The sequence below is a fragment of the Paenibacillus konkukensis genome (assembly GCF_023523925.1).
Lineage (GTDB): Bacteria > Bacillota > Bacilli > Paenibacillales > NBRC-103111 > Paenibacillus_S > Paenibacillus_S doosanensis.
Map to the genome: position 1 here is coordinate 3,269,493 of NZ_CP027059.1, position 25,568 is coordinate 3,295,060.

26 protein-coding genes are annotated in these 25,568 nt (G+C 54.0%); 9 read left to right on the forward strand and 17 right to left on the reverse strand.

Annotation, left to right across the window (positions count from 1 at the left end; all coding sequences use genetic code 11):
* Positions 1–170 precede the first annotated feature (170 nt).
* Positions 171–956 (forward strand): hypothetical protein, encoded by a 786-nt coding sequence (locus tag SK3146_RS13935; RefSeq protein WP_249865611.1) that lies wholly within the window; start codon positions 171–173, stop codon positions 954–956.
* Here SK3146_RS13935 and SK3146_RS13940 read toward each other — a convergent pair.
* From SK3146_RS13940 to SK3146_RS13975, 8 genes are all read right to left on the reverse strand, one after another.
* Positions 940–1,239, reverse strand: a complete 300-nt coding sequence (locus SK3146_RS13940) for a hypothetical protein (protein WP_249865612.1) — start codon at positions 1,237–1,239, stop codon at positions 940–942. The genes SK3146_RS13935 and SK3146_RS13940 overlap by 17 nt on opposite strands.
* A 1,039-nt stretch (positions 1,240–2,278) precedes the next feature.
* A complete protein-coding gene (locus SK3146_RS13945; protein ID WP_434006899.1) occupies positions 2,279–2,881 on the reverse strand; it encodes a response regulator in 603 nt (200 codons plus the stop codon).
* A gap of 25 nt (positions 2,882–2,906) precedes the next feature.
* Positions 2,907–4,001 (reverse strand): sensor histidine kinase, encoded by a 1,095-nt coding sequence (locus tag SK3146_RS13950; RefSeq protein ID WP_249865613.1) that lies wholly within the window; start codon positions 3,999–4,001, stop codon positions 2,907–2,909.
* A 69-nt stretch (positions 4,002–4,070) separates the two neighbouring features.
* Positions 4,071–4,736, reverse strand: a complete 666-nt coding sequence (liaF, locus tag SK3146_RS13955) for a cell wall-active antibiotics response protein LiaF (RefSeq protein WP_249865614.1) — start codon at positions 4,734–4,736, stop codon at positions 4,071–4,073.
* Positions 4,737–4,891: 155 nt separating this feature from the next.
* The gene (locus SK3146_RS13960) at positions 4,892–5,605 is read right to left on the reverse strand and encodes a PspA/IM30 family protein (protein ID WP_249866293.1); all 714 of its coding nucleotides are present in this window, start codon (positions 5,603–5,605) and stop codon (positions 4,892–4,894) included.
* A gap of 2 nt (positions 5,606–5,607) precedes the next feature.
* Entirely contained in the window at positions 5,608–6,111 is a 504-nt protein-coding gene (locus SK3146_RS13965) for a PspC domain-containing protein (protein WP_249865615.1), read from the reverse strand.
* Positions 6,111–6,797, reverse strand: a complete 687-nt coding sequence (locus SK3146_RS13970; protein ID WP_249865616.1) for a PspA/IM30 family protein — start codon at positions 6,795–6,797, stop codon at positions 6,111–6,113. Before SK3146_RS13970 ends, SK3146_RS13965 begins: the two co-directional genes overlap by 1 nt.
* Before the next feature lie 67 nt (positions 6,798–6,864).
* Positions 6,865–7,167 carry a LiaF transmembrane domain-containing protein gene (locus SK3146_RS13975; protein WP_249865617.1) on the reverse strand — a complete coding sequence of 101 codons (303 nt, stop codon included), beginning with the start codon at positions 7,165–7,167 and terminating at the stop codon, positions 6,865–6,867.
* A 290-nt stretch (positions 7,168–7,457) separates the two neighbouring features.
* Between SK3146_RS13975 and SK3146_RS13980 the strand changes: the two genes are divergently transcribed.
* Complete coding sequence (locus tag SK3146_RS13980) at positions 7,458–7,940, forward strand: hypothetical protein (protein WP_249865618.1); 483 nt, start codon at positions 7,458–7,460, stop codon at positions 7,938–7,940.
* A 15-nt stretch (positions 7,941–7,955) separates the two neighbouring features.
* Here SK3146_RS13980 and SK3146_RS13985 read toward each other — a convergent pair whose 3' ends face one another.
* Together SK3146_RS13985 and SK3146_RS13990 are read right to left on the reverse strand one after the other, a co-directional pair.
* Complete coding sequence (locus SK3146_RS13985; protein ID WP_249865619.1) at positions 7,956–9,149, reverse strand: GNAT family N-acetyltransferase; 1,194 nt, start codon at positions 9,147–9,149, stop codon at positions 7,956–7,958.
* Positions 9,146–10,426, reverse strand: coding sequence for an ATP-binding protein (locus SK3146_RS13990; protein WP_249865620.1), 1,281 nt, complete (start codon positions 10,424–10,426; stop codon positions 9,146–9,148). The genes SK3146_RS13985 and SK3146_RS13990 overlap by 4 nt, the downstream gene beginning before the upstream one ends.
* Positions 10,427–11,019: 593 nt before the next feature.
* Here SK3146_RS13990 and SK3146_RS13995 point away from each other — a divergent pair.
* Positions 11,020–12,222, forward strand: coding sequence for a C40 family peptidase (locus SK3146_RS13995; RefSeq protein WP_249865621.1), 1,203 nt, complete (start codon positions 11,020–11,022; stop codon positions 12,220–12,222).
* Positions 12,223–12,359: 137 nt separating this feature from the next.
* The gene (locus SK3146_RS14000; RefSeq protein ID WP_249865622.1) at positions 12,360–12,452 is read left to right on the forward strand and encodes a YjcZ family sporulation protein; all 93 of its coding nucleotides are present in this window, start codon (positions 12,360–12,362) and stop codon (positions 12,450–12,452) included.
* 61 nt (positions 12,453–12,513) lie between these two features.
* Here the strand turns inward: SK3146_RS14000 and SK3146_RS14005 are convergent, their stop codons facing one another.
* The 3 genes from SK3146_RS14005 to SK3146_RS14015 are packed head-to-tail and all read right to left on the reverse strand — an operon-like array spanning position 12,514 to position 15,138.
* On the reverse strand, positions 12,514–13,767 hold the full coding sequence (locus SK3146_RS14005; RefSeq protein ID WP_249865623.1) for a molybdopterin molybdotransferase MoeA: 1,254 nt from the start codon (positions 13,765–13,767) through the stop codon (positions 12,514–12,516).
* Between the two features lie 58 nt (positions 13,768–13,825).
* A complete protein-coding gene (gene mobA, locus SK3146_RS14010) occupies positions 13,826–14,452 on the reverse strand; it encodes a molybdenum cofactor guanylyltransferase (RefSeq protein WP_249865624.1) in 627 nt (208 codons plus the stop codon).
* Between the two features lie 26 nt (positions 14,453–14,478).
* On the reverse strand, positions 14,479–15,138 hold the full coding sequence (locus SK3146_RS14015; RefSeq protein WP_434006875.1) for an MOSC domain-containing protein: 660 nt from the start codon (positions 15,136–15,138) through the stop codon (positions 14,479–14,481).
* Positions 15,139–15,252: 114 nt separating this feature from the next.
* Here SK3146_RS14015 and SK3146_RS14020 point away from each other — a divergent pair, with 114 nt between their 5' ends.
* A complete protein-coding gene (locus tag SK3146_RS14020; RefSeq protein ID WP_249865625.1) occupies positions 15,253–16,401 on the forward strand; it encodes a GerAB/ArcD/ProY family transporter in 1,149 nt (382 codons plus the stop codon).
* A gap of 208 nt (positions 16,402–16,609) precedes the next feature.
* Here the strand turns inward: SK3146_RS14020 and SK3146_RS14025 are convergent, their stop codons facing one another.
* Both SK3146_RS14025 and SK3146_RS14030 read right to left on the reverse strand, forming a co-directional pair.
* Positions 16,610–17,416, reverse strand: coding sequence for a pyruvate, water dikinase regulatory protein (locus SK3146_RS14025; RefSeq protein ID WP_249866295.1), 807 nt, complete (start codon positions 17,414–17,416; stop codon positions 16,610–16,612).
* A 53-nt stretch (positions 17,417–17,469) separates the two neighbouring features.
* Complete coding sequence (locus SK3146_RS14030) at positions 17,470–18,123, reverse strand: transcriptional regulator CcpN (RefSeq protein ID WP_249865626.1); 654 nt, start codon at positions 18,121–18,123, stop codon at positions 17,470–17,472.
* A 320-nt stretch (positions 18,124–18,443) separates the two neighbouring features.
* Here SK3146_RS14030 and glpX point away from each other — a divergent pair, with 320 nt between their 5' ends.
* The 3 genes from glpX to SK3146_RS14045 all read left to right on the forward strand — a co-directional run bounded on the left by glpX (position 18,444) and on the right by SK3146_RS14045 (position 21,751).
* Positions 18,444–19,415, forward strand: a complete 972-nt coding sequence (gene glpX / locus SK3146_RS14035) for a class II fructose-bisphosphatase (RefSeq protein WP_249865627.1) — start codon at positions 18,444–18,446, stop codon at positions 19,413–19,415.
* Positions 19,416–19,506: 91 nt separating this feature from the next.
* Complete coding sequence (locus SK3146_RS14040; protein WP_249865628.1) at positions 19,507–20,316, forward strand: sulfite exporter TauE/SafE family protein; 810 nt, start codon at positions 19,507–19,509, stop codon at positions 20,314–20,316.
* Between the two features lie 358 nt (positions 20,317–20,674).
* Entirely contained in the window at positions 20,675–21,751 is a 1,077-nt protein-coding gene (locus tag SK3146_RS14045; RefSeq protein WP_249865629.1) for a polysaccharide deacetylase family protein, read from the forward strand.
* A gap of 213 nt (positions 21,752–21,964) precedes the next feature.
* Here the strand turns inward: SK3146_RS14045 and SK3146_RS14050 are convergent, their stop codons facing one another.
* On the reverse strand, positions 21,965–22,252 hold the full coding sequence (locus tag SK3146_RS14050) for an alpha/beta-type small acid-soluble spore protein (RefSeq protein WP_249865630.1): 288 nt from the start codon (positions 22,250–22,252) through the stop codon (positions 21,965–21,967).
* A gap of 148 nt (positions 22,253–22,400) precedes the next feature.
* Here SK3146_RS14050 and SK3146_RS14055 point away from each other — a divergent pair, with 148 nt between their 5' ends.
* The gene (locus SK3146_RS14055; protein ID WP_249865631.1) at positions 22,401–22,625 is read left to right on the forward strand and encodes a hypothetical protein; all 225 of its coding nucleotides are present in this window, start codon (positions 22,401–22,403) and stop codon (positions 22,623–22,625) included.
* A 56-nt stretch (positions 22,626–22,681) separates the two neighbouring features.
* Here SK3146_RS14055 and SK3146_RS14060 read toward each other — a convergent pair whose 3' ends face one another.
* The gene (locus tag SK3146_RS14060) at positions 22,682–25,531 is read right to left on the reverse strand and encodes a fibronectin type III domain-containing protein (protein WP_249865632.1); all 2,850 of its coding nucleotides are present in this window, start codon (positions 25,529–25,531) and stop codon (positions 22,682–22,684) included.
* Between the last annotated feature and the right edge of the window lie 37 nt (positions 25,532–25,568).

Sequence of the window (25,568 nt, forward strand, 5' to 3'; positions counted from 1 at the left end):
AATAACGGCCGTTTGTACCCATTCCATGATGCATGCCCCTTTTAGGAAAGTTAATTAACCATCATACAGGACAAGCACTTCGGACGTCAAGATCCAATTTACGGAAAAGGCTTCCGGCTGTATACTGAAAGCACAGGCTTATTTAACGAAGAAAGGCGAGGTGACGCAGCATGATCATGAGTATCGCTCAAGTGACCCGTACATACCGGACCAACGCGTTATGGCAGCATCATGACGATTACGGACGAAGGCAGGCCGGAGCCGTCCGTTCCGTCATCCGTCCCCGGCCTGCGGACACTCCCGCCGCCGACCGCGCAACCGCCTTCGAGCCGCAAGCTTACGCTGCGGCCCGGCATTTGGCGGAAGTGATCTTCGCCGCCCGGCAAGCTAAGGATCTGGCCGATGCCCGCTCCGCCGCAACGGAGGCCGATTCGGATGAGACCGCTCATTCATCCGGCACCCAAGCCGCCCCTCTCCAAGAGCGGGAGGAGGGGCTTGCAGCCGCGCATGGCGCAGAACGGCTGAAGGAGAGCTGCAAGCAATTACAAGCTGCGGTTACCGCCGCTTCGCCATGGCTGGACGCCGGCGCCGCGTCGGAGGCGCTCAGCGGCCTTTCGCTGCGGCGCAGAACGGCTCAGCCGGATGATGATTCCGGAGCGCTGCAGCCTCCAAGCGGCAGCTCCGGAGCCGGCAATGCGGATACCTCCGCCTCCGCTTCGGTCGCAGCAGATGCCCCCCTCACCGACGCTTGCTGCGCCGATGCAGAGGGACTCGCAGCCGCCTTATCGGCAGCCGCAGGGCAGCTGCTTTCGCGGCCGCCGGGACGGCTTCTGGACCCGAATGCGCCGACGCTGCGTTCCTTCGCGCATTATGGGTTTAATTGCTGGGACGGGGGGAAGCCGCAGGCTTATCTGCCCGTTCCGCTTGCGGGTCTGCTGCTTAACCGTTATTTATAGCGCTTGCAGCCAGCAGCCTCTTCCTGCATTCGAGCGCCTGCAGCATCGCTATGCGCTTGATACGCTCCATGCTCAAGGAATGGGTAAGCCCGCGCCATTCCTTGCATAGGAACAGTGCGGCGAGCGTCTGCTCGGCGGCCTCCAGCGCTTGCCGCTCATCCCTCAGCATATAGAACGTCACCTGATAGCAATACTCTTCGTACGTTCGAAGAAGCGCCGCTTTTTCGTTTGCGTTCCGCGTGAGTCCGCCAGGCCGCGTAGCGACGTGTGCATTTGCGTACATATTCCCTCCCCCTTGACGAACAACCTGTCAGCCCGTCGCTTCCTTACATCAATCAACGTTTGTTCAAAGATGCTCGACTGCGTTTAACGGCAGTTTTACCGCAAACAGGAAATTTTCTTTACTACGCTAACGCTTTAATAAAAGATCATTTTTCCCATGTGATAAATTACTTTGTTCCGCATCGCTTCTACATTTACTTCTACATTATATAGACGAAACAACGTGCCGATTTCTTGCGCTATTTCTGAAATTTTTTCTTTAGTTGCCCCTTGACTGATGTTCACAGCAAGCAAAACACCCTTCGCGAACGATTGCCGGCAAGGGGGGCTCGGTTTTGGACCCTATTCGAGATCCGAGATCAGTGCAAGGTGTACAGGCGAAAAGCCACCCATAATTACGAACGGCTTGCGTACGTCCTTCAGCGCCTGGCAAATCGGCTCAACGACGCGCAGATCGGCCCCCGCTTGAACCTGTTGCCGGTCACTCCCGACCGGGATTGCCAGCAGAATGATACGGCGGCAGCTTCATTACAGAACGGGGCCGCAGGTTATTTTGTCAATTTCCCTGGAAATAATCGCTTTTTGTTGACCGTTTCCCGACAAAGATCTGGCTTTGAAGCGCAGGAGCGCGCTCTGGCGTCAAATTCCTTAATCTATCGCCGTCAGTGGACGCCAATATAGACCGACTTCTTGACGGGAACCTCAATCGCCCGCAGGCTGCGCATCATTCACACCAATTCGAAGACGATTTTGTGTCGATTCGGCCCTGCCGCCTTCTGCGATAAGCGGCAGCCTTGTCGAAGATATTCATGTTTCTCCCGAAGCCTTCGACAAATCCAACCCTTGAGGATCGACTCCTGGGTTGTTCGACAAGCGGCTCCCTTTCTAGTTGTCGACAAAGAAAACGCTTCCATGAAGAGAAGCTGCCGTTATATTGAAAAAGACTCATCCGCGATGAGTCCGTTCGTTCGTTAGTTCATTGAAGATGCAGCGGCGGCTCCCGGCGCAATCGGTAAGGAAAGGGCGTTGGAAACCGGCGCTTATTCAACCAGACCGTTCTTGAAGGCGTAGATGGCCGCCTGCGTGCGATCCTCTACCCCCAGCTTGGCCAATATGTTCGTAACGTGAAATTTGACCGTCTTCACCCCGATGAACAGCTCGTCGGCCACATCCTGATTCGACTTGCCTGAAGCAATCAGCCTGAGCACCTCCATCTCGCGCTCGGTTAGCTCCTCGTGCGCAGGAGCCGCCGGCTTCGGTTGGCGGAAGCGGTTCATAATCTTCGAGGCGACCTGCGATTCGAGAATCGACTGCCCTTTCACGGCGGCGCGTATCGCCTGCGCGATTTCCGCCGCGCGCGACGTTTTCAGCAGATAGCTGAACGCGCCGGCTTCAATGACCGGGTACATTTTCTCATCATCCAAAAAGCTCGTCAGCACGATGACCTTGCATTCGGGATACAGCTGCAGCAGCTTGCGCGTCGTTTCGATCCCGTCCATGCCTTCCATTACGAGATCCATCAAGACGACATCAGGCCGGTATTCCTGCGCCAGCCGGATGCCTTCGGCCCCGTTGCTGGCCTCGCCTACCACCTCAATGTCCTCCTCCGTGCTCAGAACGGCAGCCAATCCGATTCTCACCATCTCATGATCGTCGACCAGCAGCACCTTAATCACTGTCTCGTTCTCCAAGCCAATCTCCTCCTTCCGCCATTATCGGCACGCGAATGTCGATCCGGGTCCCTTTGCCCGGCGCCGTAATCAGGTTCAATGAACCGCCGATCTCATTAACCCGCTCCCTCATCGTGACTATGCCGTAAGAAGCATGCTTCTTCGCATCCATGTCGAAGCCTACGCCGTTGTCGCGGATCAAGAGCCGGATGCCGTCGCTGGCCGGCTGCGTCAGCCGCACCTCCAGCTTCGTCGCCTTCGAATGCCGGAGCGCATTGGACATCGCCTCCTGCACGATGCGGAACAAATGATCCTCAATGCCTTTCGGCAGGCGGATGTTTTCGTCCAGCTCCCAGGCCATCTCCATAGGCACCTTGGCCATAAGCTCCTGCATCAGCTCAAGCAGCCCTTCGGCCAGCCGCTTGCCCTCCAGATGCACCGGCCGCAGATGCAGCAGCAGCGCGCGCATCTCCGACTGCGCCACCGAAGCCATCTCTTCGATCAGATGAATTTGCCGCTTCGCCTTCTCAAAGAGCGTCTTGTCGAAATCTTTGTCCAGCGTCCGGCCGACCGCCGTCGCCGTCATCGAGATCGCGAACAGCTGCTGGCTGACGGCGTCATGGAGCTCTCTGGCAAGCCGCTGCCGCTCCTCTACGATCGCCGAATATTTCGCCTTTTGCGCAAGCTGGGCGTTATTGTTCGACAGTCGCTGCAAAGAACTGACCTGATCTTCCCACTTCTTCGTAATCTGGTTCAATTGCTCGCCGAGCCGGCCGATTTCGTCTTCCCCGATCGGGGGCACCTTACGGCTAAGATTGCCTTTTTCCAATGAAATCATAACCTCGCGGAGCAGCTCCAGCCGCCGCTTCGTCTTGCTGCTGCTCCACAGTCCGTAGGTGCCGCCGATCACGGTGACGATGACGATCAGCGTCAGGCTGAGCTTGACCCCTTCCTGCCAAGTCGCAAATTCCTTGATAAATCCGTTGGAATTCAGGAAGTACACGATGACGCCAAACAAAAGAAGGCTGAGTACAATGGACTCGCCCATGCTTCGCCATATCATGTTGGTCAGTCTTTTATCGTGCCCTTCCATCGATTGCAATCCTCCCGTAATGTCGAGAAAACCTCTGCGGGGATTCTCAGATTATGCCAACGCGCTTCATTACACCACTTTGATATCAATGTCGGCTACAACATAGGTGATCAGCAGCTCGACCCGCGTATCCGCCGTTTCATAGTTGGCCGATTGCCAAACGGTTTTATTGAACACTCCCGCTTCTTTATTGGGACCGATATCGGATTGTCCGAACAGCACCCAAGCCGTGACCGAAAGCCCCATATCCTCCGGCACGATAATGTCTACATCGGCGATAACGCCCTGCAGCACGATCGTCGTTTCCGGCTGTTCGGGAATCGCGTACGTCAAGTCGATCTGCAGCTCGCCGAGCACGTTCCAGATCGAGCTGCTGCGCAGCACCCATGGTTCTCTGCCCCAGCGGATGCTATCGATCAGCGACTGCTTGCGGACATATTTGTCGTCCCGCTGCAATTGTCTGGAGCGTATATAGAAATATCCTAAAGAAATCAGCACGACAGACAGCAGGAGAGAGAGATTCCCTCCGATCAGAATGACCAGCCCGATTCCGATAAAAATATAGCCTTTGCGTATCGAAGCCGAACGGATTTTATTAATGCCGAAAAGAATAAACAGAAGGGCCATCACGGTGAAAAAACCGAAGTGGTTGTTGAAGAGCAGATAAATGCCCACTCCAATCAAGATTAGAGCCACGTTCCGGTTATTGTTTCGATGTCTCCAGTTTCTCTTCATCCGTGCTGCCTCCCTTCTTATGCCGATTCTCGGGTCGCTTTGCCATAGGAGCTAAAAGCCATAGCGGCGGCCTTGCCTGCCCTATGGCTTTTTGCCTTTCCTAGCATATCATAATTTACTATGGCCTCAAAGCGGATTTTATCCGGCGGCCCTGCTTATTGGGACTGTTCGGCGCTCAGCTTTTCTTTCAGAAGCTGCAGCTGATCGTCCACCTTTTGCTGCTTGGCCGGGTCCGCCGACGCATAACCGGCTGCACCCTGCCCGCCGAATGCCGATCCGGCATAAGAGGTGCCTACATAAGGCTTGCGGGCTATTTCCGCCTCGACCTCCAGCGATAAAATTTTGTCTTCCATCCGGCGGAAGCCTTTGACGGCATTGCCGCCTTCGATGACGTTGCTTGAGGTCACTTCGGCCATTTGCTTTTTAGCCTTGGCCAGCTGAGCGCGAGAGATCAATTCGCTGCGTTTGTTGCGCATTTGATAAAAAGCATCCTTCATCTCATGCAGCTGCTGTACCAGCTCTTCCGCCTGCGCTTTCGACTGGGCGTGCATCTCCGCATATTCGACCGCTTTGCCTTCGTAGTACAGCTTTTGCTCCAGCGCCTGACGGGCTGTCGCTTCTTGGCCGCTTTTCAGCGCTTCCTTCGCTTGCTCTTCGCGCTGCGACGTCAGGCGAACCGCTTCATCCCAGCGCTCTTTCACTTTGCGCTCGTTGGCGATTTGACGGGCTACCGTCACCTCGGCCTGGGCGATCTCCTCTTCCATATCGCGAAGATATTGATTCAGCATAATGATCGGGTCTTCCACTTTATCCAGCAGCTCATGCATCGAAGCCTTCGTCATATCTTTAATTCTAGAAAATACTCCCATCATTAAACATCTCCTTTGGATTGTTGTTGTTTTTCGTAATTGGCCACCTTAGCCCGCAGTTCTTCGATTTCTTTCCACATAGCCTTCTTCTCGATGTCTTTCATCATATCGTCCAGATTTGAACCGGCCTGCTGCCCTTGCGCTTGTCCGCCTTGATAGCCGCTGCCGGCTTGATCGTAATGGCCTTCCTGTCCATGATGTCTTCCGCGGTCTCTGCCGTGATGTCTGCGCGATCCGTCGAAACGTCCGCCCCACTCAGCCTCGCCGCCGTTCCAGCGGCCCGCGCCTCCGTAGCCTCTCGGCCCGTAAGTGCCATCCGGATACGGCTCCGTCGGAATAACCAACGTCGCCAGGAAGTACAGTGGAATCACCACTCCGGCCGAGAAAAAGGTAGTCACGACAACAATCAAACGCAGTATATTGGAATCGATCCCTAACGTATCGGATAACCCGCCGCAGAGGCCGGCTACTTTACGGTCGGTGCGTGAACGGTAGATTCTGGTCATTATCGCATCCAGCCCTCCTGCTGCAATTTAGATTTTAGTTTGGCCATTTCACTCTCCAGCGCTTGCGATGCGGCATTGCCTACCGACAGCAGCGCGTCGCGGGTTTGGCCGCGCACCTCGCGCAGCGTGCGCGCAGTCATCTCCATGTCGGATACGCGTTCTTCCAGCCGGTCGAACATCCGCGGCGGCGTGGAACCGTGGCCGCCGCCCATGCCGCGCAGCCGCTCGTTCATGCGCTGCTGCAAGCGTACGCTCTCAAGCCTTGCGATGTAGTAGCTGCGCTTGGCGGCCACTTCCTCGAAGTCCGCCTTCAGCTGCTGCAGCTGCTCCTCCAGCTCGACGATGCCGAGCTTGCTTTGCTCGTACAGCGCCTTGTACTGCACGCTGCGTTCCTCCTGCTGCAGCTTCTCCTGCAGCGCGATGCGGGCCACTTCCTCCTCGCCCGCCTTCAGGGCGATCAGCGCTTGCTGCTCGCGGCGTTCTTTCAGCTGCGCCGCACTCATATATTCCTGCCGCAGCGATGCGGCGTGGGATAAGCATTGCTGCAGCAGCTTCTCCGATTCGCGGATTTGCTCGGCTTGCGAGCTCAAATATTTATCGATCAGGCGAACCGGATCTTCCGATTGCTCCAGCATGTCGTTAAACGTTGCAACGGTAATGTCTCTGAATCGTTTGCCCAAGCTCATGCTCTAACCACCTTTTACATGTATTTCGTTACATTCTGTGCGGGCATTGACAACCCGGTCATTCAACTTAATAAGCGCCGCCCGATTTATTTTTCAGCAAAGTGACGCCGTAGCAGATAAATCCGATGGCAACGGCAATTGCGATCAATCCGGACAATTTGCCAAGAAGCAACAACCCTCCGAATACGAGCAAGATCCAACCGATTACGGAGCGTCCGTTTTTGATACCCAACCAACCTAATCCGGCAATGGCCACCGGAAACACGTAACTCATAACATGTCCGGTATGAAAGCCAAACTTGTTCAGTAAGATGAGGGCTCCGAAGAAGATCAAGAGAAGCGCCAGTCCGCTGTGTCGATTCAGTCTCATTTATGTATTCACCGCCTTTCGTTGTGATGTCGTTCGTTCATGTCTTTATTTTAGGTGGTTTAGCGTTTTTCCAAAACGGACCTGCGGCGGTTTTTAAACCTAGACCAAAGTCGAGTAGGCGGATAGACCTTAGTCAAATGCTGCGCCGTACAAAGCCTCAAGGCCGGCATACCGCCATCCGCCGGGGATGAAAAGCGCCCGGTTGGACCATACTACGGCTAGACCCGCGGGTGATAGGCGTCCTTCTAGCTCCGCGAATCAATCGTTGAAAGAATAGGAGAATACATACCGTGAAACGCCTGACTATCCGTATTTTGCGCCGGCTCCGTCGGGGCTTGGCCTTATGTTTATGCTTCGCGGCATTAACGATGGGCTTCCCGCTCGCTCCGAACGCCGCAAGCGCCGCTTCGCAAGCTCCGATTCAAGTATTTGACGTCCAGAAGGAACAGGTCGTAGCGACCCTGCCCAACTCTCCCGCCTTCAGAGAACAGGCGGACCATTGGCTCAGAGCGGTTCGGCGGCTCTCCGAGCGGTCGCGCATCGAGGCCGAAACGGGCATCGTCGTCCATATTCCGCTCGATCCCCCGCTGCCGGTCAGCCACAAATGGCTTTCCTTTCAAGCCGCGGAGATCTACTTATTCGTCGACCCGCAGGAAAAAGAAAGCCCTCACCTGCTCGTATTCAGCAGTGAGGGCAAGCCGTACGTATTCGATTGTCCGGAAAAGCCGGATCTGTTCCTGCAGCAGCACGGGCTGCAGGTTTATATGAAGTAGCCCTGCGCCGCGCTTTTAGAAAAAATCCGGCAAATACGTCGACCGCACCGGGATAAGCCGCTCCAGCAGGAAGGCGGCTTCTTCGTCTCCATCGAGCCGTCCTATTTCGCGCAAATAGGACGGCCGTTGGTAGCCTGTCAGCATCGCGGCAAGCGTGCCGATACCGCAACTGGCGGCCGGCAGACCGGCCGCCGATTCCCCTGCGGGAAGCTTGACGGCTTCCGCCTGCCCGTCCGCGGAAACTTGCAGCAGAAATTCGCCGTCGTTCCATCCGGCCTGCGCATCGCTTATCTGCAGCCGCATACGGGCGCCGTCTCCGCCTATAGGAGCGAACGGGTACTGCTTCACGAACTGCTTCACATCCACGATCCTCGCCATGAAATATGGCTGGATCTCCTGCTTGACGCGCGGGTTGTCCAGTTGGAATGTCAATCTGTCGTCGGCGGGCGCGCTCCAAGTCACTTTATCGATCATCGAGTCGTGATCGGCAATAAATTTCCACAGTCCCTTCCACGCTTCCTGATGAAGATAGACAAGCTCGTGAATTCTGCAATGCCGCTCTCTGACCATGTAGTGCACATACCCCGAAGGCTCGCCTTCGCTGTCATAGTAGACGGCGAAGACGCCTTTTTTATTCGCCACAATCCGGTTCTTCCACCACGATGCGTCGCGGTCGAGCGTGCCGTTATAGCGCCTGGCATATGCCGTATAGAGCGGAGCGATCAGAGCTTCGTCCCAAGCCGTCCGCTCCACGCGTCCGGGCTGCGGCGGCAGTTTGGGCAGCAGCTCCGTCGGAATTTCGTACTTCTTCGTTTCCGTGTACGTCTCCCAGCCGTATTTGCGGTAGAACGCAAATTGAAACGGGTGCAGAAACGAAACGGCCTGGCCTTCCTCGCGCATCACCTTCAGCGCATTGCCCAGCAGCGACGCTACCATACCGCCGCGGCGGTATTCGGGCCATGTCGCAACGGAAGCGACGCCTCCCATAGCCATACGACGCCCTAGAATCCACGTATGCAGCCCGTGAATCGTCATGCGGGCCGCCAGCTTTCCGCCGACGAATGCCCCCCAGCACTCCCGCTCCTTCAGCAGCGCCATCCTGTTCTCCCGCTCCTCGGGCGGAATTTCGTATTGAAAGGCAAATTCAGACAAGGCCAAGCTGTCGGCAAATTGTTCCCGCGGAATATTGCGGATTTCGTATGTTTTCATTGTAGTTCCTCCCTGCTTAGTTCCGTCGCTAGCGGCAGCCGGATCGTGACGGTCGTTCCTTCGAGCTTTTTGCTGTCGAAGCGGATCGTCCCGCCTGCCGCCTCAATTATTTTATAACATATCATGATGCCGATCCCGGTCCCTTTCGTTTTGGTGGAATAGAATAACGAGCCTAGCCGCCCGAGCTCCTCCTCCGTCATCCCGATCCCTTTGTCCAAAATCCGAATGACGGCATGTCCTTCCTCCCGGTACAGCTCCACGTCCAGCATCCCTCCGTCAGGCATAGCTTCGATCCCGTTTTTTAACAGGTTGACAATTAACTGCCCGAACTTTTTGCGGTCATAAATAATCGACAGCGAAGTTTGCCAATACGTCTGGATTTCTACCTGATTCATATGAGCATAAGGAGTGACCGTATGTACCGCATGCGATAGCTGACCTGACAAATCAATCCGCTCCCAGGCCGTTTCCTGCGGCTTGGCGAACGACAGATAATCGCTCAGAATCGACTCGGCTCGATCCAGCTCCTCAATAATCATCGGAGCGTATTCGTTAAATCGTTTCAGCGCAAAGCTATGCCCGTTCATAAGCTGCATGAACCCGCGCACGACCGTCATCGGATTGCGGATTTCGTGAGCGACGGAAGCGGCCAGCTCCCCCAGCATGTCCATCTTCTCCCGCTGCCTGATTTCCGCCCGCATCTGCGCATTTTCCTTCATTTTCTCGATGAAATAAATGCTGATATATGCTGAACCCGCGTGCAATAAACCGAACATAATAACGTGACCGAATAATGGATAGCTCCATAAATAGGCGTCGTTTTGCCGTAACGCGGAAACCATGGCGATAGTGAGCACGCCGCTTCCACCGGCAAGAGCCGCCCCGGCGATCAGCCTTCCGCTCATCTTTAAGCGGGAATAATATCGAATAAAGAGCGAAATCAAGACGCAAGCAAGCAGCACGACGAGAATCATCGTCCATAAGCCGCCCATCCCTTGGACCATTCTGACCGTTATAGTAAACAGCGCCAGAACGACGCCGGCGTTAAGCCCGCCGTATAAGCTTCCGATCATCAGCAAAACTCCGCGCAGATCGAACGGATACTCGGGAAAATAACAGATCGGAAACGACATGCAAGCCGCTATTCCAACAGCTATAATTACCGTGAACACGATTTTATCGCGCTTCGAGTCGCGATTCATCCGCTCCAGCCACAACATTTGATACAAAAAAATGCATGCCCAAATAATCAGCACATTCAATAGCAAATGATTCAAACGTCAAGCACGCCTCCCTACGTAACAAAGATAGGTTCATGCAATCAATCACGCTCCGGAGAAACGCACCATTCCACCGAGTACCTAATACATATTAGCTTTAGAAGATAAGTAATCCTGCCTATCCCGCAAAAATCTGAAACATATTTTCCTCTATTATTTAACATTATGAAAGAAAACTTCATACAAGTTAATAGGCATTTTTCCTTATATATCCCATGAAATTCCAAAATCCAAAAATAAGAACGTATATTCTGCATTTCTCGCGGTTAATCCGCAAGTTTCGACCATGTCTTCAGACCTGATTTTTTGTTCGCCCGCCCTGCCTGTTTTGGATATAAGGCGGCTTTCCGTTAATCCATGGTTCGGAAACCAATAAAATAGACCGAAGCTTTTATTTCGCATCCGCCGTAAGACCTTTTTCATATGAACCTAAATACCCATCGCATCGACATCCGTCGCCGGGATATGCCATATTTTACAACTCAATTATTGAAAAAGGCTATGTTATGATCCCCTCAAGAGGCAGATTCTGAGAATCAAGGAAAGGTCTGCTTCGATAAAATCTATCATCCGAACACGGAGGTCACCTCATGAACAAAAAGCTGCTCGCCCTGTTTCTTGGCACCGCCATCTCTTTAACCGTCATCCCACTGCAAGCCTTGGCTTCTTCCGCCCCCGCACAGACGGCAGAGATCGTTCAAACCGTCAACTTCCGCGATCAGCCTTCGACATCCGGAAAGCGCATTCGTTATCTGCAGCCTGGGGAAACGCTCGAAGTGATGCAAACCGTGAACAGCAGCTGGCTTCAGGTCAAAGACTCCAAAGGCGTCACCGGCTATGTATCTTCCTCGTCGACATACGTCCGGTTGAAAACCGCAGCAGCCGCCGACAAGCCTAACGGGATTGTGCTCAGCAGCGTATCGTTTCGCACGGGGCCTTCCACCGATGCAGCCCGCATGCGGTATTTGCAAAAGGGAGAGCTTGTATTAGTTTTGGAGAAAGTGAACGATTATTGGTACAAAATAGAGGATAAAGACCAAAAAGTCGGTTATGTCAGCACCAATGCGCAGTACATCGATACCGCCTTCGGGGACAACGGAGATCAGCAGGAGCCGGTTCTGCCCTCGCCTCCTAATGCGACGATCGTAAGCTCCGTCTCCTTCCGAACCGAACCGAACGCCGATGCCAGCCGGATACGGTACTTGCAAAGCGGCGAAAAAGTTCTCATCATTAATAAAGTGAACGATTATTGGTACAACGTGCAGGATCAAAACGGGGTGACAGGCTACGTCAGCACCAGCTCCAAATACATATCCACGACGTACGTAGAACCCTACAAAAAATTGGATCACGCCGTGGCGGCTGACCGCGTCATTGCCGCGGGAATGAACTATTTGGGCACTCCATACGAGTTCGGCTCCAGCCGTTCGGACACCTCGACGTTTGACTGCTCCGATTTTGTCCGGCAAGCCTATTTGGACGGTATCGGCCAGCAGCTTCCGGGAGACTCGCGCAGCCAGGCGGATTACGTGAAATCGATCGGCAAAACGACAGCGGATTGGCATAAGCTGAACAAGGGGGATCTGATGTTCTTTATGTCGTACAAGGGCTACTCGGCGGCCGATTACGCAGGAATTGACAGAAGCAAGGAGACTGTTACTCATGTGGCGATTTATTTGGGGGACGGTAAAATACTGCACACCTACTCCCAGACTTCCGGCGGCGTCCGGATCGATTCTATCGCAGGAACGCAATGGGAAAACCGTTTTCTTCAAGGAGGCGCCACTTATTAATGCTTTCCCCCAGCCGAACGGATCGTTGTATTTCCCGTAAGGACAACAGTTTTTCTCCTAAAAAAGAGGCTTAAGTCCAATCAGCATTCATCTCCCTGACATATGATATAGTATGTCTTCTGAAAGGGGGATTTCAAATGAGCGGTGTAGGCGGAGTTTTTACAAGCACAGGCGTGATCCTTGTATTGTTCATTTTGCTGGTTATTGTTTCTCGCGGCTTCTTATATTAATAGCTAATTTAATCCCCCGCTAAAGCGTTCGCTGTTAGCGGGGGGTTCTTTCATACCGTGCTTATTTCGTTTCCTGCAGCAGCAGAACGCAGACAAGCTGTCCGGCAGCCGCGCCGCGCCCTCCGGCAGGGATCAGAATCAGGCATTCGGCATCTTTGATCGATACCATTATGCTCGATTTATCCGCACCGGCGGGCTTTGCCTGCAGCTTGCCGTCGTCTGTCGTCTCGAGTTTGCCTCTTACGTATCGCGGATAGGCCGAGCCTTTGGAATAATCGGCGACCAAGCTCGCCTTCGCCTCCTTAGGCAGCGGCGAGGGATGTCCCAGAAGCCCGCGCAAAAATGGCCTTGCGAACAGCTCGAAGCCGACGAAGCAGGCGCCGGGATTGCCCGAAAGCGCGAAAAGCAGCTTGCCCTGCCATACGCCCGCGGATGTAGGGCTTCCCGGCCGCATGGCTACCTTGTTAAACAGGAGGCGGCCTTCCCATCGTTCGAATACGCTCGCCATCACGTCCTTGTCACCCACGGACACGCCCCCGCTCGTTACGACGCAGTCGAACCGGTCCATGAGAGCGAGCAGCTCTTTCTCGACCAGCTCCGGTTCGTCGGGCAGCGCCGGCATAATCACCGGCTCCCCTCCAGCGGCTCTAACCTGAGCAGCCAGCATATAGCCGTTGCTGTTGCGGATTTTCCCCGGTTCCAGCGGCGAACCGACGGCTAGCAGCTCGGAGCCGGTCGAGCAGATAGCTACCCTTGGCTTGCAGTACACGGGAACGCGCGCGTAGCCGAACGCGGCCAATATAGCCGCCTCACCCGCTTCAATGATTCTGCCGGGCATGAGCAGAATGTCCCCGCAGGGCGTCTCTTGCCCGATTGCGGTAATATTGTCTCCATCCGCCATCCTCCGGCGGATGCACACCGCCCCTTCCCGCTCCGCCGGCGCGGTCATCTCCAGCATCACGACCGCATCGGCCCCTTCCGGCACGACGGCCCCCGTCATAATGCGGGCGGCTTGACCCGGACCGACGCGGCGGAGGGGAAGCGTCCCGGACGTGACGCACTCGACAACTTCAAGCACGGCAGGACGCTCGGGAGACGCCGCTGCGGTGTCGGCACAGCGAACCGCATAGCCGTCCACGCCCGACCGGCGAAAATGCGGCACCGGATGGTCCGCCGCCACCGGCGCTGCCAGCCTGCGCCCGAAGCTGTCCTCCAGATCGACCCATTCCGTGCGCTGTAAGCGTATGTGCTCCAATATAGCCCGCTGAGCCTCTTCAACCTGAATCGTTGTGCGCTGGAACCTGAATCTGGACATCGGTCTTATCCTCCTATTTGCGACATTCTGCGCAGCGCAGGGCTTCGCCTTGCTCTCGTTATGGAATTAGCTTCTCGTAGTCTGCGGGCTCATTGACGTTGACGGCAAAGTCGGCCGCAATCCCCCTCGCTGCGAAGAAATGCTCGTCCGCCGTCTTGCAGCTGATCCTGCTCAGCAGCTCCATTACTTTATACTGCCGCTCTGCCAGCAGAGCGTCCACAACGAAACGGCAGCGCGCGCGATACAGCGCATGCAGCGGCTGCAGCTTCCCGGCAAGCTGCGGTACGATCGCATCCGCAGCCTCCGCGCCGTCCGCAAGCAGCTCCGCCATCGCTCCGGCGGCGGCTGCGGAGACATAAGGCATATCGCAAGCGACGACCCACAGCAGCTTGCCGGATGCCTGCGCCATCGCCGCCTGCAGCCCGGCGAGCGGCCCGCAGCCCGGATGCAGATCGGGAATGATCCGCGTCGGCGGACCGTAGCCGGGCAGCAGCGGCTCCAATTGTGCGGGCTCGTTCGCCACAATCAAAATCTCGCTGCACAGCGCCCCGAGCTCTGCCAGCTGCCGCTCTACGAACAGTTGCCCGTTCAAGGGCAGCAGCGCCTTCATCTTCCCGCCCATCCGCCGGTTTCGCCCTCCGGCCAACAGGACTCCCGTAAGACCTTCGTATATGCCTGTCGTCATGCTTGCTTCCCCTTCTTTAGCTTGATCTAACCTTGCTTGTCCCGTTCATCCAACCGTTTTTGCAGCGAAGCGCGCCAGCTGTCCGAAAGCGCCTCTACGGAGAGCAGTGCATTTATGGCATCCCAATCGCGCTTATCATGATACTTCACCCGATTCGCTTCCGCAATGCTGATTCCCGCAGCATCGCGCTGCACCAGCTTAAAACTCTGTCCCTGCTGCACATATCCCGTTTCAAGCACCCGGAAATAATATCCCGAATAGCCGGTTTCCTGCACCTGCATCGGCAAAGTAGGCTCATTATGTTTCTTACCCAATTTGAAACAGGGCTGCCGCGGCTGACTAATCTGTACAACGGTTTCTCCCAATTGGAATATATCCCCGATATGCACCTCCTGCTCCAGCATTCCCGATACCGTAAAATTTTCCCCGAAGGCGCCGTAAGGCAGCTCCAAATTCAGCCGCTCTCTCCAGTAGCCGTAACGGCCGGCGCTGTATACGCACAACGCCTTGTCCTCGCCTCCATGGTTGACCCTATCCGCTTGACCGTCTCCTTCCAGCTGCACAGCGGACAAATAGACGGCGTGTTCCGTCGGCTGCTTATATATTCCCGTCTCCACAGGCTTGCCGTTATAATCGATCACGATCGGCTTGCCGACATTAAGCGACAATAGTTGCATTGCGTTCATCTCATCCTTTCCTCCCGCCGGTAGACCAATATGATTGGACCCGCTCGCTGTTTAACGCTTTGCCGTCAAGGATACAATAAAATACAAGAACGAAGAATAGGAGATGTCTCCTAAATGATCGATAAAGGTAAAATCTCCGCCTTTCAATTGGCCGTCATGATGATTCCTACGGTAGTAGCTACGGCAATTCTCGTACTGCCTTCCGTCGCCGCCAAATATGCGGGCCGGGATTTATGGTGTTCTCCGATTTTGGCGTGCGTTACCGGGCTATTCATAGTGTATGTTTCGTATAAGCTGTTTCAATTTTATCCCGGGCAAAACCTGATTCAATACAGCGAACGCATTATTAGCCGAATCCCCGGTAAACTGCTTGGTTTGATCCTAATATTCTCTTATTTTATTAATGACGGCATTATCGTTAGAGAATACGGCGAATTTATAATGGGCGCTTTTTTAAATAAGACGCCGATGCAAGTGGTAACGTTCAGCATGGTATTTATCAGCGCGCTGGCTGTGCGAAGCGGCATCGAAGTTTTAGCCCGCTGCGCGCTCATTTTCGTTCCGATCGCCATGATCATTTTGTTTTTCATTTTTCTGCTGCTAATACCCGATTTCGATCCGCATAACATGTTCCCGATGTTTGAGTATGGACTCAAACCGTCCTTGCTTGGAGCCGTTCCGACATTGACCTGGTACAGCGAGTATATCGATCTTGTCATTCTGATTCCTTTCGTCGCCCGGCAAGACCGCGGCAAGATTATGAAATGGAGCAGCATTTCCGTACTGATCGTCATGATGTCGATGGTTATAACCAACATTGTCGCTCTTTTTTTATTGGGCAAGCTAACCGCCGACGAAAGCTACCCGGTCATGATGGGAGCGCGCTATGTCAGCCTGGCCGATTTTCTGGAACATCTGGAAGCTCTCGCCATGGCTTTCTGGGTGCTCGGCATGTTCATTAAAATATCCGTCGTCTATTATGTGCTTGTCATCATGATTGCCGATTGGCTGAAACTCGCAGACTACCGGCCTCTGGTGTTTACGGTCGGCTTCCTGATCGCGCTGAACAGCAAATGGGTCGCCCCCAATGCGGAACAGCTTAATGCGATGCTGTCGTCGTCGCTGGTCTTTTTTTACATAACGTTGCAATTGATCGTTCCGTCCGTGCTGTATTTGGTTGCTTGCATACGCAACAGACGTGCTAAGCCTCAAGAACCCGGGGAACAGCGGACGCCGCGGGCTCGTGCGCCCGAACAGGGATAAGCTCTTACCACCATCGATATAGCCTTGATTGCCTTGTGCAACGACCGCAGCTTTAGGGCAACCGGTATATGCTCTTTGTCGATCAGCCGGATATTTTTATTAGTATTGTAGCATAAGCGCGCCCTATAAATCCCGCGTTTTACGCCACGACAAACAAGCATGCAAATCCGCCGGAACGGACCGCATGCCGTGTGTTTTTCCCATAAGACTACTGTATATATCCCATAATAATGCCCGCTGTTTCCTCAATTGCCTTATCCGTCACGTTAATGATCGGACAACCGACCTGCTTCATCAGCTTCTGCGCATAATCCAGCTCCTCGACGATCCGCTCCATAGCCGCGTACTTGGCGCCGAACGGCAAACCGACCGCCCTTAACCGTTCGGTGCGGATTTTGAGCAGTTTGTCCGCATCCATAATAAGACCGACGATCCGGTTGCCCGGGAGCATAAACAGCTCTTTCGGAGGCTTGACCTCGGGCACAAGCGGCAGGTTCGCCACCTTCATTCCCTTATGCGCCAAAAAAATGCTGAGAGGCGTCTTCGAAGTCCGCGAAACCCCGATAAGCACGATATCCGCTTTTAACAGCGAGCTCGTGTCGCGTCCGTCGTCGCATTTTACGGCGAATTCGATCGCTTCCACCCTTTTGAAATAATCTTCATCCATCTCATGAAGCAATCCGGGCTTGCGCTTCGGCGAATCGTTGAAAGTATCGATAAACGCCTGCATCATCGGCCCCATAATATCGACCGCGCGTACGCCCAGGCGGATCGCTTCCTCTCTCATCATCTCCCTCAGCTCCGGCTGCACGAGCGTATAGGCTACGAATCCGCCCCGTTTCGCCGCTTCCTCCATAATCGCCCGGATCTCATCCTCATGCTTGATATGACCGATTCGTTTCGTTTTGACCTGCTGCGCATCGAACTGGCGCATCGTCGCTTTTACTACCGCCTCGGCCGTCTCCCCAACCGAATCCGAACAAATCGTTATTTGATATTGCTGCTCGTCTTTCATCATCCGGCTCTTCTCCTTTATTTGCTCATTAACCTTTTATCCCCTGCCGCAGCTTACGGCTCCGTTGCCAGCTCCAATAAAATCTGCGTCATGATCGTCTTCGTCACCCGGCCTACAATATCCCAGCGCGGCCTTCCGTTCGCGGTATTATGCTTGGAGCGAACGACAACCGGTAGACTGTCGACCTGATGATGTATCATTTTGCGCGCCGCATCGATGACCGTATCCTCCGGCTGCACATGAATGACATTGGGCTCCCTGGTCATGACCATGCTGACCGGCATCGAAGCCGCCGCCGTATTGCCCAGCGTAAATTTCAGCAAATCCTTACGGGAAATGACGCCGGATAAGCAGCTTTCTTCATCCACCACCATCAGACTTCCTACATTTTCCATAAAAAGCGTTACTACCGCATCGTGCACCGAAGCGTTCTCCCGCACAATGACCGGCATCGACTGCACATCTTTCACTTTAAGCCCCTGCAATCGGCGGGAAGCCTGACTTCCGGTCGACATCGCCGATCCGGGGGAATACCCTACTTTGGGCTTGGCGTCAATGTATCCAAGCATCACGAGAAGAGCCAAATCCGAACGAAGCGTCGGACGGCTTAAGCCGAGCATTTCTGCGATCTGTTCCCCTGTAATCGGGGCATGTTGTTTGACAAATTCCACAATTTGTAGTTGTCTGGCAGTCAGTTCGATGTCCATAACCTCCCTGTCCGTATCGTATCGAACATTAACGATTATCTGCATTGTATCAAATATTGCGGCTAACTTGAATCCATAATAGCTTGCCGCCTTCAAATAGACCGTCCCTTCTAAACGGAAATTCGGCCTTTCAATTGACCGCATCCTACTTTTAAAGGCGTTATATTCATACTTTTGACGCGATAGTGACCTGTTTTTATAAAATATATTGCACATTTATTCCTTAATTATTATACTATATTCAGTAATCATTGTATCCTATTTGATCAATAAACAACACATAATCACGAAATATTCGGATACCGGGAGGAAAAGTAGAGATGGAAAGAGAACTGGCGCTGGAAATCGTTAGAGTTACGGAGTTGGCTGCATTGTCCGCCGCACAATGGATGGGTCGAGGCGACAAAATTCAAGCCGACGGAGCCGCCACATCCGCGATGAGAACAATGTTCGATTCGGTATCCGTACAGGGAACCGTCGTGATCGGCGAAGGCGAGATGGACGAGGCTCCCATGCTGTATATCGGCGAGCAGGTGGGCAACGGGCAAGGGCCCGAAGTAGACGTAGCCGTCGATCCTCTGGAAGGGACGGAGCTTGTGGCCAAGGGGCTAAACAACGCTCTCGCCGTTATCGCCATAGCCAACAAAGGCTGCCTTCTGCATGCACCGGATATGTACATGGAGAAGCTCGCCGTAGGACCGGCGCTTGCCGGCAAGCTCTCGCTGAGCGATCCTCTGGAGATCACGCTTCAGAAGGCTGCCCATGGTTTGGATAAGCCGCTCAGCAATTTGACCGTCATGATCCTCGACCGCGATCGGCATCAGGATATGATCGGCACGCTTCGCCGCGTCGGGGTCCGCATCAAGCTGCTCAGCGATGGCGATGTAGCCGGGGCCATGGCGCCGGCTTTGTCGGAATCCGGCATCGATCTGTACGTCGGTTCCGGCGGCGCTCCCGAAGGCGTGCTGGCGGCCGCGGCGCTGTCCTGCCTTGAAGGCGAGCTTCAAGGACGACTGATGCCGTCCAATGACGAAGAATATAACCGCTGCCTGCAGATGGGTATTTTGGACCCGCACAAAGTGCTTTCCATGGAGGATATGGTCGGTACCGAAGATGTCATCTTCGCCGCCACAGGCATCACTCCCGGCGAATTTCTGGGCGGCGTGCAGTATTTGGGCAACCAGCGCGCAGAAACGCATTCCATCGTCATGAGGGCCAAGACGAAAACCGTGCGCTTCATCCGTTCCATTCATTACTTGCCCAATAAACCGATTGCGGTAGCTTCTCTGTAAAGCCCGCGCTTTTTCACCGCGCTTCTAGTGATCTTCTTCCCCTATATGGTAAAATGTCCATGACATCTCCAGGGAAGAAGGTCTATTTTTTATGTCGTTCTTTTTTTATACCGCTGTCGGCTTGCTATCGGCTACATTCGGCAGTCTAGTCGGTTTAGGCGGCGGCGTCATCATCGTCCCTGCGCTCGTTTATTTGGGACCTTGGTTCATCGGCCAGCATATATCCGTTGCTACTGCCGTAGGCACCTCGCTTGCCGTGCTAATCTTCACCGCGTTTTCCTCCACGATTACTTTTTATAAGCAAAAAAGAGTCGATTTCCGGAGCGGCTGGCTGTATTTCATTACTTGCGGCCCGGGAGCTATGCTCGGCTCCTATACGACCCAGTTCGTTAACGCCCAATCGTTTCAGCTCATCTTCGGCTTATTTATGCTGGTGATGGCGTCGCTGCTCGTGGCAAGAGACTACATCAAGCCGCTGCAAGTGAACTGGAGCATCCAAAGAACTTTTACGGACGCTCAAGGAAAGCGGCATGAATACGGCTACGGGATCGTTCCAGCGCTCGCCATCGGACTGATTGTCGGCTTTATTTCCGGGCTGTTCGGCATCGGCGGAGGCTCGCTCTTCGTGCCCGCCATGGTGATTTTGTTCCGTTACCCTGCCCATGTCGCGACGGCAACGTCCATGTTCGTCATTTTTTTATCGTCCATCATGGGCTCCGTAACCCATCTAAGTCTGGGCGAAATCGACGGCTGGATGGTTCTTGGCCTTGCTCCAAGCGCTTTGGTCGGCGGCTGGCTAGGCGCCAAAATCGCCGGCAAATTAAGCGGTAAAGCGCTGCTCTGGGTGCTGCGGATTACGTTCTTTGCCGTCGCCGTCAAAATGATCGCGGAAAGCGTCTAGAAGGGCGGTGAAAAAGTCCGCTGCGGCGTCCATTTGATCCTCCGATCGCTGTTGCAAACGGATTCTTTGGATTGTTTTTTCGTTTTTCTGTGGAGAGAATCCGTTTTCAAAGGCGAACGCTTACGCTTTTCCTGATTCAAATGGCCCCTCCGCTCTTTTTTCACCACTCTTCCTAGAAGTGTGATGATTTAGTCGTGTCCTGCGGTCGTCAGAGCTTTCCACTCGTTCTTGTAGCCGGATTTCTTTCATTTCACTTTTTCACCATGCTTCTCGGCCCGGAAATTATTTATTCGGGAAGGATAATCTTGCGCTCCTCCACAAAGACTAATGGTTATCTATAGTTCAAGGGGGAGAGCGCATGAAACCGTCTTTACGGCAAACGGCCCTTTTTCTGTCTATTGCCGTTTTTAGCATCTCGGGTTGCGAGCAGCATCCCGCACAGTCCAACAATGCGCCGAATCCGGCGTTACATACGCAAAACCGGCAAGGGGAGACGCGTTCTGCCGACGACCTTATGTTCCCTGCCCTTACAGAGCAAGATATAGCCAAAGCGGTGCGGCCCGATCCTGCCGACCAGGCTCCTCTGCAAATGCCCAAGCTTACGGTCTCCGATTCTTCGCAGCAGGGACAACAGGACTCCTCGGCCGCGAAGCCTCCGGAGCAAACGCAGGCATCTCCCGCACCTGCACCTGTACGTCAAACCGATAAAAAGCCGGTAGCCGTTGCCAAAGAAAAGTCGGCGTCCACCGCCACCAAAAAAAGCACGGCCGCCAAACGGCTGACGTTGGCTCAGCTCGTTCAGAAATATCCCGATCTATTGCTGCTTAAGGGATCTTCGAAAAGCAAACAGATCGCACTTACGTTCGACGATGCGCCGGATACCAAATATACGCTGCAGGTGCTCGACATATTGAAAAAATACGATGTTCGGGCGACGTTCTTCGTCGTTGGCCGCCTTGCGGAAAAACATCCGGCGGTAATAAAGCGAATGCACAAGGAAGGACATGTCGTAGGAAACCATACGTACAACCATGCTTTACTAACGAAGCTCTCCGTCGAGCAGTTTCAATCGCAAATCGCCAAAACGCAAATCATCGTAAAAAACGCGATCGGCTACACCCCGCGGCTGATTCGTCCGCCTTACGGGGAAATATTGGAATCCCAGCTGCTGTGGGCTTCCAAAAACAATTACGTTATCGTCAACTGGAACGTAGACTCCAAAGACTGGAAGCAGCTCAGCCAGGAGCAAGTGACCGACAACATATTGAGCCATGCCGCATCCGGCTCTATCGTTCTTCAGCATTCCGGCGGCGGCCCTCGCCAAAATTTATCGGGCACCGTTGCCGCTCTGCCTACCATCATCGAGTCGCTTCAGTCACGGGGCTACAAGCTCGTCACCTTGCCGGAACTGCTGAACGTCTCCAAACAGCTCTAAGAGGATGGTAAAAAACGCCCACTTCGCCTCTGGGATCGTTCTATGGGTAGACATTCCTTTCGGGGGAGCCCCCGGATATCCACAGGAAATGGCTGCGCATCATTTCCTAAACAACGACAAAGCCCGGAGATGCCTCCGGGCTTATTCAAGCTGCCTTCTCTTGCGATGAACTTGATCCGGATCAAACCGGGCATCCAACCAATCGTGCCTCGATTATTTTTGCTGCTCGGCCAGCTTTTGCTGAGCCATGCGGATCATTTCCTTCACCATGCTTCCCCCGATTTGTCCGCCGATCTTGCCTGCTTGCTCCGTCGACAGCTGCCCGTTGCCGCCTTGAGCTTCCAGCGGAATGCCGAGCGAGCGCGCAACCTCGTACTTCACATCATCCGGTCTGTTCATATTTACTTCATAGCCTTGTCTGCGCATGACTTCGCCCTTGAACTGTTCCATACCCGCAGAGGCGTTCGGCACGACCAGCCGGTTCCTATTTCTTCTTGCCATTACGATTGTCCTCCTTTATCAACGTCATCAGTCATAGCATGGTCGCAAAGGAAACGGAGTATTCTTCTCAACACATAAAACGGGGTAGCGGCGCGAACACTAATGACATTAAACGAACATGAAAAGTTAAAGGAGAACAGAAGAACCTATGAGCCACTTATCTGAAATTATAGAAAACCATAAAAATCTGGACGATTTATTTGCCATTATTAAGCATTACGGCGTCAGCGCCGAATTCGTTACCGATGCGCTTGTCCAACGCTTCGAGCAAATTCAGAAGGATGAAGACGGCGAGGACAAAAATACAGAGGAAGAATCGGCTTACTGCGCAGAAATTATCGATTCTTTAAGCCAATACTATGCCCGCTTGTAACGACTAGCCGCCAGACAAAAACAGGACGCCTCCGAAGAAGCGCCCTGCAGCGATGCTCAATTTTTTCTTAACGTATTCGAATGATGATAACTGGAACCGTTGGCATTTTGCGATGTCACCCGGTAGTAGTAGGTCGTGCCGGCTGCCGCGCTATTGTCCGTATACGAAGTCCCGGTAATTCCGCTTTGCAGTACGGTAAAGTCCGTGTGCGTCCTGGTGCTGCGGTACACGGTATAGCTGACCGCATTGTTTCGGTAAATGCGCGTCCAATTGTAGTTCGTCTTCACATTCAGCGAATACAGCCCGAATTTGCCGCTGGGGAACGTATTATCCGTCACCTTCAGAATCGGGCCCAACTGATTCAGCGAGCATTCAATCGTGTTTCCTTCGACGCGTATATACATAAGCAGCTTCGACAAGTCCACCGATTTGGCTTTGACGTCCGCCAATACTTGGGCTCGCGTTTTGCCGGCCAGCACCGTCTCCGCGCCGTTTTGGACCTTCACGATTTTAAACCTGTCTTCGTTAATGTTGTAAACAAATTTGTAATAATTGTTATCGTCGACATATCTGGCAACGACCCCGTAGGCATAGGCAGCTTTTCCGGAGGCTGCGGCAACTTGCTCCGCCATCGCTTCGCCTTCATAATTTCCGGTTGCGCTGCTGCTGAATATAGTTAGACCCGTTCCTTCCTGCGGTGACTGGTATAAATTAGCATCTCGTCCGTTGTCAGTGACCACGGACCACGTTCCTTTATTTTGCGTCCACTGGTTGGCTTCCCCGTCCTCGAAATATTCGTGATACGTCTCGGCGCGCGCCGGAGTCCAGCTCATGGAGATGGACGTCGAGCTCTCGCCCGTTATCCTTGCGTCGTACGGCGCCAGCGGGAGTATGCCGGCAGCCGTCGCCGTCATCTCGGAAGATGCCGCGCTTTCTCCTCTGCCGTTATAGGCGGTAACCGCAAAATAATATGCGGTCCCCGGCGTTAAGCCCGTAATCAGCCGACCCACATTATTGCCCGCATCGACGGTGCTCGTATAAGAACCCGAGGCGGTCCCGTACTTGACCTTGTAGCCGGTTGCTCCTGCGACGCTTTGCCATTCTACGGCGATATTGCCCGCTGTCTCCGCATAAGCCCGCCTTGACATCGGAGCCGCAGGGCTCGCTAACGTCGCATTCGTCTCATTGGAAAGCGCGCTTTCGCCCGCAGCATTGTAAGCAGTCACCGCGAAATAATACGTTGCATTGTTAGCAAGTCCGGCGATGCTCGCCGTTAACGCGTTGCCCGCATCGATGGTATGCGTATAGTTGCCGGAAGCGGTGCCGTATTTGACTTTATATCCAGCGGCATTCAAGCTCGGCTGCCATTTGAGGGTGACCGTTTGATTTCCCGCTTCGGTATTCATCAGATGCGTCGGCCTCGGAACTGCCGGTTGGCTGCTGCGCGTCCACTCTACGCGAACGACGCTGTAAGGCGGAACGAGCACGGGATTGGCCGTCGGCTCCGTTTGAACGGCAACGGCGTCCGGGATATCCGGACTATTAGTCGTCAGCGGGTCCGCGCTGGTCGTATACGTTTTGGTCATTGCCGCCGTTACATTGCTTCCGTCGAGCCGAATAACGACATCATGCGCGTTCGCCGATTTGTTCGTAATGACCGCGTAGTTTTTGCCGTTATCGCCCTTGAACGCCTGGGCGAAGAGCGCAGGCATCGTACCGCCCGTCTTGGTCACCGTATCGCCGCCCGTTACCGTCGTTCCCCAGGCGGTCGTCCCCTGGTTAATGGCTCCGTCGATGACCTTCAGCGAGGCGGCCGGCGTGCTGTAGTAAGGAGCCATGTCCAAGCCCGCCGTATCGATCGTCGCGCCGTCCTGATAAGCGTCCTCCAGCGGCATGCTGTAGTCGACAGAAGGCGTGAACACGCCGTTCGTCATGCGATAACCGGCCAAATAGGCGATGTTCGGATTGGTGACCAGACGGAGAACGGACTCGCTGACATAAATGCCTCCGTACTGGGTATTATCGAGAAGTCCCCCCAGCGTAACGCCGTGCTCGCCTATAAAGATTTTGGGGTTGGTCAGATGAGAAGTATAGTTATCGGCAATGAGCGAATTCCAATCATCCAAATACCCGTTGGCGTCGGTCATAGCCGCAGCGGGCGTAGAACCGTTGCCGCGAAATCGATGGGTTGTGATGGCGTCCCAATATTTGTCGGGATATTGATAAACGTCTTCATCGAAGCTTTGCGCCTGCGTATTGCTCATGGAGATTACCGTTTTGGCGCCGGGATACGCGCTTTTGATCACATCGTTAAACGTTTTGGCGCGGTCCAGATAGTCCGTGCCGGTTTTGAACGCCGCCTGCTGATTGCCGCTTTCCGGCACGTAGAACGAAATCTCATTCCCGAGCTCGAAGTAGAGGACAGGAACGTGGTTATCGTTCAAATACTTGGCCAGATCGCGCGCCTGCTCCGGATTATACTGCAGCACATTGACCATGATCACAGCCTTGGCCCCTGTCTTTTGCAAAAATTCCACGTAGTCGGAGATGCGCTCGCCCCCCTTGGCCATCTGATAGCGTCTGGAGTATAGCTGGTTGTAATAACGGCGAGGCTCCTTCTGCGTCTGTCCGTTAAATTCGGCATCCGTTGCCCCCAGCTTCCAGGCAAAGCTGTTCGTCGGGGTGCCTCCCGGCCATCTCATAAAACCGATACGCCCGTAGTCGATCGCCGAGTCAATGAAATCCGCGGCGTTCATTTTGATGGGAGTACGCTCCGGCTCGTTATTGAGTCCCCTGAAATCGGGATTATAGTTTATAACCGATCCGGTATCAATGTCGATGGTGGCTGAAGGGTTAGCCGCTAGCGCCGGAAACGGCAAGGCACAAGACAATGACAATACTAGCATGCACAAAATAAAGATATGAGACCTGCAAATGTTCTTC

What these genes read in the sequence shown, in the direction of transcription:
- SK3146_RS13950 (WP_249865613.1), bottom strand. Translation starts at nt 4,001, where the DNA reads ATGGAAGGGCACGATAAAAGACTGACCAACATGATATGGCGAAGCATG.
- mobA (WP_249865624.1), bottom strand. Translation starts at nt 14,452, where the DNA reads ATGACGACAGGCATATACGAAGGTCTTACGGGAGTCCTGTTGGCCGGA.
- SK3146_RS14015 (WP_434006875.1), bottom strand. Translation starts at nt 15,138, where the DNA reads ATGAACGCAATGCAACTATTGTCGCTTAATGTCGGCAAGCCGATCGTG.
- glpX (WP_249865627.1), top strand. Translation starts at nt 18,444, where the DNA reads ATGGAAAGAGAACTGGCGCTGGAAATCGTTAGAGTTACGGAGTTGGCT.
- SK3146_RS13945 (WP_434006899.1), bottom strand. Translation starts at nt 2,881, where the DNA reads ATGGTGAGAATCGGATTGGCTGCCGTTCTGAGCACGGAGGAGGACATT.
- SK3146_RS13960 (WP_249866293.1), bottom strand. Translation starts at nt 5,605, where the DNA reads ATGGGAGTATTTTCTAGAATTAAAGATATGACGAAGGCTTCGATGCAT.
- SK3146_RS14025 (WP_249866295.1), bottom strand. Translation starts at nt 17,416, where the DNA reads ATGAAAGACGAGCAGCAATATCAAATAACGATTTGTTCGGATTCGGTT.
- SK3146_RS14000 (WP_249865622.1), top strand. Translation starts at nt 12,360, where the DNA reads ATGAGCGGTGTAGGCGGAGTTTTTACAAGCACAGGCGTGATCCTTGTA.
- SK3146_RS13985 (WP_249865619.1), bottom strand. Translation starts at nt 9,149, where the DNA reads ATGAAAACATACGAAATCCGCAATATTCCGCGGGAACAATTTGCCGAC.
- SK3146_RS13940 (WP_249865612.1), bottom strand. Translation starts at nt 1,239, where the DNA reads ATGTACGCAAATGCACACGTCGCTACGCGGCCTGGCGGACTCACGCGG.
- SK3146_RS14005 (WP_249865623.1), bottom strand. Translation starts at nt 13,767, where the DNA reads ATGTCCAGATTCAGGTTCCAGCGCACAACGATTCAGGTTGAAGAGGCT.
- liaF (WP_249865614.1), bottom strand. Translation starts at nt 4,736, where the DNA reads ATGAAGAGAAACTGGAGACATCGAAACAATAACCGGAACGTGGCTCTA.
- SK3146_RS14045 (WP_249865629.1), top strand. Translation starts at nt 20,675, where the DNA reads ATGAAACCGTCTTTACGGCAAACGGCCCTTTTTCTGTCTATTGCCGTT.
- SK3146_RS14060 (WP_249865632.1), bottom strand. Translation starts at nt 25,531, where the DNA reads ATGCTAGTATTGTCATTGTCTTGTGCCTTGCCGTTTCCGGCGCTAGCG.
- SK3146_RS13935 (WP_249865611.1), top strand. Translation starts at nt 171, where the DNA reads ATGATCATGAGTATCGCTCAAGTGACCCGTACATACCGGACCAACGCG.
- SK3146_RS13970 (WP_249865616.1), bottom strand. Translation starts at nt 6,797, where the DNA reads ATGAGCTTGGGCAAACGATTCAGAGACATTACCGTTGCAACGTTTAAC.
- SK3146_RS13965 (WP_249865615.1), bottom strand. Translation starts at nt 6,111, where the DNA reads ATGACCAGAATCTACCGTTCACGCACCGACCGTAAAGTAGCCGGCCTC.
- SK3146_RS13995 (WP_249865621.1), top strand. Translation starts at nt 11,020, where the DNA reads ATGAACAAAAAGCTGCTCGCCCTGTTTCTTGGCACCGCCATCTCTTTA.
- SK3146_RS14055 (WP_249865631.1), top strand. Translation starts at nt 22,401, where the DNA reads ATGAGCCACTTATCTGAAATTATAGAAAACCATAAAAATCTGGACGAT.
- SK3146_RS14020 (WP_249865625.1), top strand. Translation starts at nt 15,253, where the DNA reads ATGATCGATAAAGGTAAAATCTCCGCCTTTCAATTGGCCGTCATGATG.
- SK3146_RS14040 (WP_249865628.1), top strand. Translation starts at nt 19,507, where the DNA reads ATGTCGTTCTTTTTTTATACCGCTGTCGGCTTGCTATCGGCTACATTC.
- SK3146_RS13975 (WP_249865617.1), bottom strand. Translation starts at nt 7,167, where the DNA reads ATGAGACTGAATCGACACAGCGGACTGGCGCTTCTCTTGATCTTCTTC.
- SK3146_RS14050 (WP_249865630.1), bottom strand. Translation starts at nt 22,252, where the DNA reads ATGGCAAGAAGAAATAGGAACCGGCTGGTCGTGCCGAACGCCTCTGCG.
- SK3146_RS14030 (WP_249865626.1), bottom strand. Translation starts at nt 18,123, where the DNA reads ATGGACATCGAACTGACTGCCAGACAACTACAAATTGTGGAATTTGTC.